This window comes from Pseudomonas sp. PS1(2021) (genome assembly GCF_020405165.1).
Taxonomy (GTDB): Bacteria; Pseudomonadota; Gammaproteobacteria; order Pseudomonadales; family Pseudomonadaceae; genus Pseudomonas; species Pseudomonas aeruginosa.
In genome coordinates this window covers 3,471,655-3,483,886 of record NZ_CP084484.1, presented here as the reverse complement: position 1 = coordinate 3,483,886, position 12,232 = coordinate 3,471,655, and the positions used below count along the sequence as shown (strand labels likewise).

Here is a 12,232-nt window from a genome sequence, read left to right as displayed (position 1 = left end):
GGGGCCTAAGCCAGCGAGACCGCCACCATGCGCATTTCCACCATCCAGGCCTTCAACAACTCGGTCAACGGGATTTCCCGCAACTACGCGGACCTGAACCGTACCTTCGAGCAGATCAGCACCGGCAAGCGCATCCTGACCCCGGCGGACGACCCGGTCGGTTCGGTACGCCTGTTGCGCCTGGACCAGGAACAGGGATTGAACGAGCAGTACAAGACCGGCATGACCGAGGCGAAGAACAGCCTGAGCCAGGAGGAAACCATCCTCCGTTCGGTCGGCAACGTCCTCCAGCGCATCCGCGAGATCGCCGGCCAGGCCGGCGACGGCGCACTGGACTCCAACGACAAGAAGTCGCTGGCCAGCGAGTTGCGCCAGCGCGAGGACGAGTTGCTGAACCTGCTCAACAGCCGCGACGCGAGTGGCAAATACCTGTTTTCCGGGTCCCAGGGCTCGGTGCAGCCGTTCGTGCGCAACGAGGACGGCACCTACAGCTACATGGGCGACGAGAGCCAGCGCGAGGTGCAGATCGCCAGCAGCACGCGGATTCCGGTCAGCGACAGCGGCAAGGTGCTGTTCGAGGACATCGTCAATGCCGCTCGTCTCGATACCAAGGCGGCGGCTGGCAATACCGGCGACGGTCGCATCTCGGTCGGCCTGGTCGAGGACGAGCTGGCCTTCGACAGCCAGTTCCCGGCGAGCAATCCGCCTGCGGCAACCGACGGCTTCAACATCCACTTCGTCAGCGACAAGGAGTATGTGGTCTACGATCCGAAGAGCCTGCCTCCGGGCTATGACTGGACCACCTACGATCCGAATTCGCCGCCGGCCTGGCAATTGTCCAAGGGCGCCATCGACGACGACCCGAAGACCATCGACAAGGTGCTCTACGCCGGTGTCAGCGTGACGATCGACGGCACGCCGAAGGCGGGCGACGAGTTCAACGTCAACTACAAGCCGGGCAGCGAGAAGCGCAGCCTGCTGAACGTGGTGTCGGACCTGCGCAAGGCCCTGGAAAGCTCCACCGACAACCAGGCCGGCAACGACGCCATCCGCGATGCGACGGCGGTGGCCCTGACCAACCTCTCCGCCGTGGCTGCCGCCGTGGATGGCGGCCAGGGCAAGATCGGCGCGCGCCTGAATACCGTGGAAAGCACCGAGACCTTCATCGACGATGTGAAGCTGGTGAATGCGTCGGTGATGTCGCAGATCCAGGACCTGGACTACGCCGAGGCGTTGTCGCGGCTGTCGTTGCAGTCCACTATCATGGATGCCGCGCAGCAGAGCTACGTGAAGATCCAGGGGTTGAGCCTGTTCAACTACCTGAAGTGACAGTCCCTCTGTGGAACAGGGCCCATGACTCCGTCATGGGCCTTTTCGTTCGCAGGGACTGTACCTGTGTCGCTGGAGGGTATGTTCCGCAAGGTCTACGGAAACACGGGAGAATTTGTCAGAAGTTTGACTGCCGATTCGCGCCGCAGCGCCTGTGGAACAGCCAGGGGCCGCGCGACCAGGGGCTTTGACCTGCATCAAGCTCTTTGGGTACGGGCCTTGCATAGAGTGGCGTGCTCGGGTTTTTCGCCCTTTACTCGCCTGAGTATCCATTCATCAGGGCCCTACATGAACAACAAGACGATCCCGGTCACCAGCCCGCTGCTGCCGCCCCTGGAAGAGTTCATCCCCTACCTGGAAAAGATCTGGGAGAGCCGTTTCCTGACCAACGGGGGCGACATGCACCATGCGTTGGAAGAGGCCCTGTGCGAGTACCTGGGGGTGAAGCACATCGTGCTCTTCGCCAACGCCACTCTGGCGCTCATCACCGCGCTGCAGGCATTGCGGGTGACCGGCGAGGTGATCACCACGCCGTACTCCTTCGTCGCCACCAGCCACGCGCTGCTGTGGAACGGGCTCAAGCCGATCTTCGTGGACATCGACCAGGACTCCATGAATCTCGACCCGTCGCGGATCGAGGCGGCGATCACCCCGCAGACCACCGCGATCCTGCCGGTGCATTGCTACGGCAACCCCTGCGATGTCGAGGCGATCCAGCGGATCGCCGATATCCACCACCTGAAGGTCATCTACGATGCCGCGCATGCCTTCGCCGTGCGCGACGCCGGCGGCAGCGTGCTGCGCCACGGCGACCTGAGCATCCTCAGCTTCCATGCCACCAAGGTGTTCAACACCTTCGAGGGCGGTGCGATCATCTGCTCGGACGAAAACACCCGGCAACGCCTCAACCACCTTAAGAATTTCGGCTTCGTCGACGAGGTCACGGTGGTCATGCCCGGCATCAACGGCAAGCTCAACGAGGTCGGCGCTGCCTTCGGGCTGCTGCAACTCAAGCACGTCGACCAGGCCCTGGAGCAGCGCAGGGAGATCGCCGAGCGCTATCGGCGCCTGCTGGCCGGCGTCCCTGGCATCCAGTGCCTCCGGCCTGGTACCCAGACCTTCGCCAACAACGCCTATTTCCCGATCCTGGTGGAAGACGATTTTCCGCTTTCGCGCGACGAGCTGTACCAGCGCCTGCGCGACAGGGATGTGCTGGTGCGGCGCTACTTCTACCCACTCATCAGCGACTTCCCCATGTACCATTCGCTGCCCTCGGCGGCGCCCGCCAATCTTCCGGTGGCGCGGTCGATTTCCTAGCGGGTGCTGTGCCTGCCGATCTATCCCGGGCTGGCCGCCGCAGACGTCGAGTTCGTCGCCGGCCTGATCGCTTCCGCCGCCATGCCGCGGCGGCGAGCATCAAGTTGAGCCCGTCGCGACCGATAACAGAATGAACAACCGCCTCACTCAGGTAGACAAGAAATGAGCCAAGCAAAATTCATCGAAGACTTCCTTTCCGCCACCGATTTCCAGAATCCCGTCGAGGTCAGCATGGACACCCAGCTCGAAGACCTGCCGGAATGGGACTCGCTGGCCGCGCTCGGGGTCATCGTCATGTTCGACATGGAATACGGCAAGACCATCACCGGTGAAGACCTGATCAAGGCTCGCACGGTGGGCGACCTCTACCAGATGCTCGGACTCTGACCATGGCCACCTCCACGCTGAAGAACGTCCGTTTCGCCGGGATGGCGACCTGCGTCCCCAAGCGCGTTATCTCCAACCTGACCGACTGCAAGCCGCAGTTGCGCGCCGAGCGCGAACGCCTGGTGCGCAACATCGGCATCGAGACGCGGCGCATGGCGCAGGAGTGGCAGTGCTTCTCCGACCTGGCCTTCGACGCCGCCGAGCGCCTGCTGGAAAGCCTGGAGTGGAAGCGCGAGGAGGTCGATGCGCTGATCGTCGTGACCCAGTCTCCCGACTACCTGGCGCCGGCTACCGCGATCATCCTCCAGGACCGCCTGGGGCTGCCGCATTCCACCGTGGCCTTCGACGTCAACCTGGGTTGCTCGGCCTATCCGTTCGCCCTCAACCTGCTGGGTTCGCTGATCGCCGCCGGCGGGGTGAAGAAGGGCCTTGTGCTGGTCGGCGACCGCGGCGCCAGTGTCAACGATCCGATCTTCTCCGACGCGGGCACCGCGACGGCGCTGGAGTTCTGCGAAGGCGCGCCGCCGATGCACTTCGACCTGAACAGCGACGGCAGCGGCTACAAGGCCATCATCCTGCCGGTGGGCGGCCATCGCGAACCGGTCGGCGTGCAGCACCTGATGCCGTTCCGCGAGGACGAGAACGACCATTGGCACCGTGCCATCGACCTGCAGCTCGACGGCACCGCCGTACTCAGCTTCTCCACCCAGCGCGTACCGCCGGCGGTGGAAAAGCTGCTCGACTATGCCGGTGCGAGCAAGGACGAAGTGGACTACTTCGTTTTCCACCAGGCCAACCGGATGATCAACGAGACCATCCGCAAGAAGCTCGGCCTGCCGGTAGAGAAGGTGCCTTCGACCCTGCGCGACTTCGGCAACACAAGCGGCGCCTCGCTGCCGGTGACCATGACCGCGCGGATCAACCGGGAACTCGAGGCCGGCCGCAATCGCGTGTTGCTCTGCGGCTTCGGTATCGGCCTGTCCTGGGGTACCTGCCTGGTGGATATCGAAGGGGCGAAGTTCCCCGATCTGATCGAATCCTGAGTGCCTTGAACGCGGAATCAGCCAAGTGAACGACGAGACTTCCTTCAATCCCTTCAGCCTGTCGGGCAGGCGCATCCTGGTCACCGGCGCCAGTTCCGGCCTGGGCCTGGCCATCGCGCAGAGCTGCGCGCGGATGGGCGCCGAATTGATCGTCAGCGGTCGCGACCCACAGCGCCTGGGCGCCAGCCTGGAAGCGTTGCAGGCGATTTCCGATTTGTCGCACCAGGCGATCCAGGTCGATCTCACGGTCGCCGAGCAGCGTGCCGCCTTGGTCGCGGCGCTCGATGGCGAAATCCATGGGGTAGTGCATAGCGCGGGGATCTCCCGTCTATGTCCGGTCCGTATGATGAGCGAAGCGCACCTGCACGAGGTTCAGTCGATCAATGTCGACTCGCCGATGCTGCTTACCCAGGCGCTGCTGAAGCGCAACCTGATCGCGGCCGGCGGCTCGATCCTGTTCATCGCTTCCATCGCCGCCCACATCGGGGTTGCCGGAGTGGGCGCATACTCGGGAACCAAGGCTGCTCTGATCGCCATGTCCCGCTGCCTGGCCATGGAAGTGGTGAAACGGCGGATCCGGGTCAATTGCCTGTCGCCGGCGCTGGTGGAAACACCGCTGCTGGAAGCTACGGCCCAGGTCGTGGGTTCCATGGACACCGAGCGCAACAATTATCCGCTGGGCTTCGGCAAGCCCGAGGATATCGCCAACGCCGCTATCTTCATGCTTTCCGATGCCAGCCGCTGGGTGACCGGCACGACCCTGGTGATGGACGGCGGCCTGACCATCAGTTGAGGACGATGCAATGAAGAGGATCATCATCCTCGGCGCCGGTGGGTTGGGGCGTCAGGTGTTGGCCCAGCTGCAGGTCGACTACAGTCACGGCATCGACTGGGTGATCGGCGGGTTTCTCGACGAACGCGGCCCCGAAGCGGTCGCGGAGTCGCTCTACTATCCGTGGCTCGGGTATCCGGAGAGCTTCGTCGCCGAGCCTGACCAACTGTTCGTCGCCGCGGTCGGCGATCCGCTCAGTCGCCAGAAGCAGGTCGCATGCCTGCTGGCGAAGGGCGCCGAGTTCGTCGCTATCCGCACCCGCTGCACCCTTGGCGTGCGGACCAGCTACGGCCCGACCTTCTTCGGCTACGACGTGAGCAGCGGCGTGGACTGCCGTATCGGCGCCTACGGTTTCATCGACCAGCAAACCATGCTCGGCCACGACGTGGTCATCGGCGACTATGTACACATCGGCCCGCGCTGCCTGCTGGCTGGCTACGTGAAGGTGGGCGATCGCGCGGTGATCAACTCCGGGGCGATGATCGCCCGCGACGTCAGTATCGGCGAAGACGCCGTGGTGGGCATGGGCGCGGTGGTGTTCAAGGACGTGGCGGCCGGACAGACCGTGGTCGGCAATCCGGCCCGGGTTATTTTCAGCAAGTGAAGGTTGTGGATGTGGACATGACTCGCCATGCGCTGGACGCAGCGCACTACACCGAGCCGCAGACGCTCGCGCTGGAGCGCGAAAGGCTGTTCGGCAGGCTCTGGATCTTCGTCGGCTTCAGTTCGATGGTGCGCGAGCGCAACCAGTTCTTCACCCGCAAGATCGCCGGCGTGCCGGTCGTGGTGCAGCGTACCGAGTCCGGCATTCGGGCCTTTCTCAACCAGTGTCCGCATCGTCTGTCGGCGATCCAGACCGAATGCACCGGCCAGCGACCGCTGGTCTGCCCGTACCATGCCTGGTCGTTCGGTGCCGAGGGGCAGCTACAGGGCATTCCGAACTCCAGCCTGTACCAGTTCAGCGCCGAGGAGCGGGCGCGGATCGGCTTGCGCAAGCTGCACCTGGAAGAGGTGGGGCAACTGCTGTTCGTCAACCTGGCGGACGACCCGTTGCCGCTGCGCGAGCAGTTCGACGATGGATTCCTGGAAACCTTGCGGGAGGTCTCCTCGCACCTGGATACGCGGCTGATCTACAGCTGCCACAAGGTGCGCTACAACTGGAAGCTGAACATGGAGAACGTGAAAGACTACAACCACGTTCCTTTCGTCCATCCGAAGACCTTCCTCCCGGTGATGACCGCTCCGGTGCGCGGTTTGGCACGCGAGGCTGCGGTGCCGTCCGAGGTGCTGCGCCTGCTGCAGGAAGGCGAAACGCCGGAGCTGCGTTCGCTGAGCTTCCCCACCAAGGCGCCGATCCAGCCTTACAAGAGCTGGTTCTCCGACCTCTGCGAGGGCTACGGCGACGAGCACGCCTACTACAACTGGTTCATCTACCCGAACGTGAACTTCTGCAGCGTCCGTGGCGAGCACTTCCTGCTCCAGCAGTACGATCCGGTGGCACCCGGCGAGACCGACTACCACCTGTGGATGATGACTGCCCGGCGCAAGGATCCGAAGACCGATTTCAGCGCTTTGCTGAGCACCCTGATTCGCGGCGAGCGTAACGTGATCGGCGAGGACACCCTGGTTCTGGAACGCCTCCAGGAGGGGCTGGGCGCACATTCGCCGCCGTTCATGCACGGCGACTACGAGGTGCAGCTGGTGCGCCAGCACCTGTGGTATCGCGCGCAGGTACTGGGGGAGAGGGCATGAAGCAGACGATCATCGTCGGGGAAGGGCGCGCGCTCGAACGGGCGGACAGTACCGCGCGGGAACGGGGACTGGAACACCGGGTCCTGGAGCTGAATGCTGCGGATCGACACAACTTCGATATTGCGCCTCTGCTCGAACGCTACCCCGCTGCGGAAAGCGAAGTATTCGTGGCGCTGGACGAGCGGGCGGTGAACTACGCCCGCCACAAGCTCATCGCGGACATCCGCCTGGCGGGCTACCGGCTATTCGATATCGTCTCGCCTCAGGCCATCGTCGGCGAAGGCGTGCGACTGCTGGGCAACGTGTTCGTCGGCGCCGGTTGCGTGCTCGCCGGTCGTGCCCGCATCGGCACTGGCAGTTGGCTGGAGCTGCAGGTCCTGGTGGAGGAGGACTGCCGGGTCGGAACCTGTAGCACGCTGCTCGCTGGCGTGCAGTTGGGACGGCGAGTGGAGATCGGCCAGGGCAGCACGCTGGGTGCGGGCAGCGTCGCGCTCGCCGACACCCGGGTGGGGCGACACTGCGAATGGTTGTTGCCGGGCAGGATTCCCCGGGAGCTGCCCAATTACTCCTTTTACGATGAACTCATGCCCGATGGGGCGCGCATCCTGAACAATTGAGGGGTGGTCGATGGTGGATGGTGGCAGCATTGCACAAGCGGATTTTCTAGCGCGTTGCGAACAGAGTGGATATCTCATGTTGCTGGTGCCTAGCTCCTATCTCGGGCGTATCTATCGACCCCATATCGCGTCCGGCCTGGCCAGGCGCCTGCCTGATGTGCGCCTGGTCGCCGTCGATGATGTGCTCTTCAGGGAAGGCACTACTGTCGATGGCTTCGACGAAGTGATCCCCACTGCTCACCTGAGCGATCCCCGTCATGCCGGGAGGCCGGCGGTGAACTGCGCCTATTCGCTGTCTGCATGGCTGACGCTGGACCGTCTCTCAAGCGCCGCGAAATGCGCCACCCTCGACTTACCTGAACTCCTCTATCTGCTGGATATTCCGCTGGTCTACCAGACCGGTGCGCTGACTCGCGAACTGGCCGTGAAATATCATGCCGAGTTCGTCTCGCTGCGCGAGCGTCTGGCCGACGAGCCAAGCCGCAAGACCCTGGATGCCATCATGCGCTTGCGCCTGGATGGAAACCGTTCCGCTCTGCTGGATGTCGTGTGTCCGGGAGAGCAGGAATACTTTTCCCTATACCGCGGCGCCGGACATCCGATCGACCTGCGAACCGACGAGCACTACGTGGATATCGGCGCCTTCGACGGTGATACGGTGAAGAAATTCATGCTGGCAGCCCGTCATCGATACGCCTCGATCCACGCCTTCGAGCCCGACCCAGCGAACTACCAGCGCATGCACGCGGCCCTAAACGGACATGCCAGGCTGAAGCTGCACAACCTGGCCGTGTCCGACGATGAGGGCTATCTTGCGTTCGCTGCGCACGGCACCATGGGCAGTCGGGTCCAGGCGGATGGTGCGGTTCAAGTGCGTTGTGTGCGCCTGGACGACGTCCTGGACCGTATGAGCCTGCTCAAAATGGATGTGGAGGGCCACGAAGCGCGGGTCCTCCGCGGCGCAGCGCGCCTGATCGGCGAATGCCGGCCGCGCATGGCCATTACCTGTTATCACCACGTGGCGGACCTGCTGGAGATTGTCGCTGCGATCGATGAGATCGCCCCGGGGGCTCGGTTGCGGCTACGGCACTATTCGATGTTTTTCTACGACACCATTCTGTATGTCGACTGGCCGGAGTATTCCGCATGAAAGGCCGTCTCCCTATCGACACCTATGGCTTCCGTTCCATGGCCCGGAGGGTAAGACATGACCTTCCAGCGGATGAATGTCGTCGTGGACGTCGAATGCTCGTCTCGTAATCTGAAGAGTCTTGAACATGTCTATCGTTACCGGAACCTTGCTGCGCGCACGCCTCAAGTACCCTGACCTGGACCTCTCCAAGGTTCGCCTAGTCGGATGGGGGGCGGGGCAGTTTTTCCAGGATTTCTACCCGTGTGTGAGCGAGTACCTGAACCTGCAATACACTATCTGTCCCTATCCCGAAAATCAGGGGAAGCGCATCCACGGCGTGGAAGTTCGGGCGCCGTCTGCACTCGAACAGGAATCGCTGGAGCACACCTTGATCGTGGTCATGGCCAACCACTTCCCCGAAGTGATGAACCAGATCAGTCAGTTTCATGGCAGGTTCCGCACGGTACGCGCTATCGATTTCGATCCGGGCAACGTGGCGCTGCTCGATGAAATGCAGGACGTCGCCGAGCTGCTCCCAAGTCTGACGATGAGGCGCGATCTGCCTTCCAGTCGGATGGGTATTTTCGTCCAGGGCCTGGCGTTCGACTTCACGCCGCTGGTGCTGGCCTGGAACCGCTCGCATTTCCCGTCCGCCTACCAGTGCATGGTGACCTGGGACCATCAGTCCAGCGAATTGCTCGAGCGCTGTCGCCCCTGGCTGGATGAGTTGATATTGGTTCCACAGCCGGAGAATCTCGGCTTGATGAACCGCAATGTGATCCTGCGTTCGGCACGCTTGGGTGTACAGCGCCTGGCGGACAAGGGGATCGAGTTCGCTGTTCGTTGCCGCAGCGACAACATTCTTCATGGTTCGCTTCACCAGGCGCTCAACGGACTCTTCTCGCATGGCCGCAATGCCGGGAAGATCGCGGTTTCGCTGGGTGCTTCCTGGCAGTACATGCCGTTCCACTTCTCGGAGAAAGCGATGATTGCAAGAACCGAGGATATGCTGGCGCTCTGGTCCCTGCCCGAGGATCCGCGTCCGGCAGACTGGGCCGCCGACGAGCTGTCCGATCGGCTGGAACTGTCGCCGGAGCGGCATTACCAGGAGCTGTCTCAGTACACCTTCGAATCTGCGCTCTGGCGAGATTATGCCCGGCGTCTGGGCTTTCCTGTGGAATCCCTGGCCGACTCTTACCGTTTTGCACAGGCGCGCCTCCTGGCCCTTGAGCCGTATATGAGCTGGTACTCGTTGAAGTTCACCGCGCTGTTCAACCTGGAGCGTGACACGTTCTATTCGTTTTCCGCTGAAAGCTGGAACCGCCTGTTTTCCGATAGCGATGGAGCTCTGCTGCGGGCGGAGGCCGCCAGCCGACTTGCCATGAACTCGCGGGATTTCTGGCGGGGTAGGGTCGGTTAAATGTCGCGGAAAACGCAGTTTCCGCCCATCGGATGAGGGACTCCATGAAGTACGCCGTTGTCATTCCCGCACGCCATGCGTCGACACGCTTGCCAGGCAAGCCCTTGCTCGACTTATGCGGCGTGCCGATGATCGTCAGGACCTACAGGCAATGCATCCAGGCGGTGGACGCCGAGCATGTGCTGGTTGCCACCGACGACGAACGCATCCGCGCAGTCTGCGAAGGCGAGGGGATTCGCACGCTCATGACCTCGAGCCGTTGCCTGACCGGAACCGACCGGGTCGCCGAAGTGGCCGGACAGGTCTCAGCGGAAATCTTCATCAATGTCCAGGGCGATGAGCCGCTGTTCAATCCTGACGATCTGCGCAAGCTGATCGATGCAGCCCAGGCGAGCCCGGAAGCGATTATCAATGGCTACTGTGGCATCGCCGACGAAACGACGTTTCGCAACCCATCGGTCCCTAAGGTGGTCTTTCGTCCGGATGGACGCTTGCTCTACATGTCGCGGGCAGCCATTCCGACGACCAAACAAGGCGAGTTTAGTCGGGCCTGGCGTCAGGTGTGTGCCTACGCCTTTCCGCGTGAGGCGCTGCGAGCGTTCGCAGCCAGGCCGACGAAAACTTCACTGGAGGAGGTCGAGGACATCGAGATTCTGCGCTTTCTCGAATTGGGTTGGGAAGTCAAGATGATCGAAATGAGCGACCAGTCCATCTCAGTGGATAACCTCGAGGATGTGGAGCGGGTGTTGGACGCAATCCTCCAGCGCAAGCCGCGAACCGCTAGCGTTGGAGGTGACCAGCATGCCCCGTGACGACTCGGCGGCCTACTCGTCTCGCTGCGGTACTTTCGAGTGGTGCGATGCCGACTATGCTCGGTCCTATTTGCCTCGGCGCTTCTGTGAGCAATTGGCGTCCTCGATTGCTCCGACCATACTTGGCATCGACGCACAGCCTGGCGAGTCGTTGTGGTTTTCCAAGCTTGTTGACCTGGGGTGCAGACTGGATTCTCTCGAGTCAGGTCTCGATAGCGTTGAGGATTGCGAGTGTCTGCGTAACGCCCACATCGACATGCACGGCTACGAGTGCCAGGAGATGGAGGCTGTCTCCCCTGGGCAAGTCGATTACATAGCCATCGAAGCGTCTCTCTTCGGTTTCTGCGGCAGGAGTGATATCTCCGCGAAGGCCTTCCAGCAGATGGATGATATCGGCTTCGCGTTGTGGGATATCGCCAATCTATCGAAAAGTCCCAAGAGGCTGCCTACCGATTGGGACGAGTTGGTCTATAGGCGGAGCGACTCATGAGCGAATCTCCTTACGTCCACTCGGCTGCAGAGGGGGTAGTTGAAAGCAGCATGGGGCTCTATTCCGTGCCCGCCTATGTCAGCTTCCTGCAGCAGAACCGGACCCGGGAACAGGCGTTGGCGATCTATGAGCAGCGTATCGCCGATGCGTTGGCGATTTACACGGAGTTTTCTCATGCATTCGTGGAAAGGTGCTGTCCTTGTTGCGGAGCGCAGGAGCGCGCCGACCTCGAACCTTTCCAGGGTATCTATCGTGTCGCCAAATGCATGCGCTGCACCACCGCGTATGTAACGCCTTGCCCGCCGCCGGCGGTACTTGGTCATTATTACAGCCAGTGCCGCTGCAACGGCATGCTCGGCGACCTGTTGAAGGCGCGTCAGCGCTCAGGCGACCGGATAATTTCCGATCGGGTGCGCTTTCTCCTCACTCTGATCGATGAGTATCTGCTGGGCCGGGCGCGGATACGCATCCTTGAGGTCGGCTGCAATTCGGGCGGCTTGTTATCCGAGTTGAAGGCTGCCCTTCACGCCAGCGATCTCCTGCACCGATGCGAATTGACCGGCATTGATATCGACGCTTCGGCCATCGCTAGGAACGAAGACCGCGACCTCACGCTCCATGCTGCCAGTGCCGAGGAGTTTGCTGCCGGTAGTGGCGGGGTCTTCGACCTGATCATCCATTTCGAGCTGATCGAGCATCTGTTCGATCCTCACGGTTTTATGGTCGCCACGAAGAAGCTCATGAGCGATGGAGGGCTCCATCATTTCCATACACCTAACGCGCTCGGTATGGACAACCAGGCACTGGGTTACAACAGCTTTCGTGCGCTGGCCCATGGTATTTTTCCGCCGATGCATTTGCAGGCTTTCACTCCGCAAAATATCGGGCATTTCGCCATGCGTTCGGGCTACAGCATCGTTCAGATGGACACTCCTGGAAATTTCGATGTCGACATGGTTGCCAACTGGTTGCCGAAGGACGCCATGGACTCTCCTTTTATACACATCCACCAGTTGCCCAGGGAGCACCTGGCTATATTCCAACAATGGCTGAAAGTGCTAGGTGCGAGCAGCCACATGCGTTGCACGCTCAGGAGCTGAT

General features: G+C 62.0%; 12 protein-coding genes and 1 pseudogene. All 13 read left to right on the top strand.

All coding sequences use genetic code 11. From position 1 onward, the window contains the following. Window positions 1-27: 27 nt before the first annotated feature. The 13 genes and pseudogenes from flgL (at window position 28) to LE197_RS16570 (ending at window position 12,231) form a co-directional block, all read left to right on the top strand. Entirely contained in the window at window positions 28-1,329 is a 1,302-nt protein-coding gene (gene flgL / locus LE197_RS16630; protein ID WP_003086414.1) for a flagellar hook-associated protein FlgL, read from the top strand. A 288-nt stretch (window positions 1,330-1,617) separates the two neighbouring features. After that, window positions 1,618-2,754, top strand: a pseudogene (locus tag LE197_RS16625) (DegT/DnrJ/EryC1/StrS family aminotransferase). A 54-nt stretch (window positions 2,755-2,808) separates the two neighbouring features. Then, on the top strand, window positions 2,809-3,033 hold the full coding sequence (locus LE197_RS16620; protein ID WP_003086419.1) for an acyl carrier protein: 225 nt from the start codon (window positions 2,809-2,811) through the stop codon (window positions 3,031-3,033). A gap of 2 nt (window positions 3,034-3,035) precedes the next feature. Continuing rightward, a complete protein-coding gene (locus LE197_RS16615; protein ID WP_003086420.1) occupies window positions 3,036-4,076 on the top strand; it encodes a ketoacyl-ACP synthase III in 1,041 nt (346 codons plus the stop codon). 25 nt (window positions 4,077-4,101) lie between these two features. Next, window positions 4,102-4,869 carry an SDR family NAD(P)-dependent oxidoreductase gene (locus tag LE197_RS16610; protein WP_021205055.1) on the top strand — a complete coding sequence of 256 codons (768 nt, stop codon included), beginning with the start codon at window positions 4,102-4,104 and terminating at the stop codon, window positions 4,867-4,869. Window positions 4,870-4,879: 10 nt separating this feature from the next. Next, complete coding sequence (locus tag LE197_RS16605; protein WP_003120609.1) at window positions 4,880-5,512, top strand: acetyltransferase; 633 nt, start codon at window positions 4,880-4,882, stop codon at window positions 5,510-5,512. Window positions 5,513-5,529: 17 nt separating this feature from the next. Then, window positions 5,530-6,660: an aromatic ring-hydroxylating oxygenase subunit alpha gene (locus tag LE197_RS16600; RefSeq protein ID WP_003158206.1), complete on the top strand. Its 1,131-nt coding sequence runs from the start codon at window positions 5,530-5,532 to the stop codon at window positions 6,658-6,660. After that, window positions 6,657-7,277: an acetyltransferase gene (locus tag LE197_RS16595; RefSeq protein ID WP_003125042.1), complete on the top strand. Its 621-nt coding sequence runs from the start codon at window positions 6,657-6,659 to the stop codon at window positions 7,275-7,277. Before LE197_RS16600 ends, LE197_RS16595 begins: the two co-directional genes overlap by 4 nt. Before the next feature lie 76 nt (window positions 7,278-7,353). Next, window positions 7,354-8,427: an FkbM family methyltransferase gene (locus LE197_RS16590; protein WP_014603180.1), complete on the top strand. Its 1,074-nt coding sequence runs from the start codon at window positions 7,354-7,356 to the stop codon at window positions 8,425-8,427. A 127-nt stretch (window positions 8,428-8,554) separates the two neighbouring features. Continuing rightward, window positions 8,555-9,829: a hypothetical protein gene (locus LE197_RS16585; protein WP_003120605.1), complete on the top strand. Its 1,275-nt coding sequence runs from the start codon at window positions 8,555-8,557 to the stop codon at window positions 9,827-9,829. Window positions 9,830-9,873: 44 nt separating this feature from the next. After that, window positions 9,874-10,641 (top strand): 3-deoxy-manno-octulosonate cytidylyltransferase, encoded by a 768-nt coding sequence (locus LE197_RS16580; protein WP_003120604.1) that lies wholly within the window; start codon window positions 9,874-9,876, stop codon window positions 10,639-10,641. Then, window positions 10,631-11,131 carry a hypothetical protein gene (locus LE197_RS16575; protein ID WP_004348583.1) on the top strand — a complete coding sequence of 167 codons (501 nt, stop codon included), beginning with the start codon at window positions 10,631-10,633 and terminating at the stop codon, window positions 11,129-11,131. Before LE197_RS16580 ends, LE197_RS16575 begins: the two co-directional genes overlap by 11 nt. Further along, complete coding sequence (locus LE197_RS16570; protein WP_004348584.1) at window positions 11,128-12,231, top strand: class I SAM-dependent methyltransferase; 1,104 nt, start codon at window positions 11,128-11,130, stop codon at window positions 12,229-12,231. Before LE197_RS16575 ends, LE197_RS16570 begins: the two co-directional genes overlap by 4 nt. Window position 12,232 lies beyond the last annotated feature (1 nt).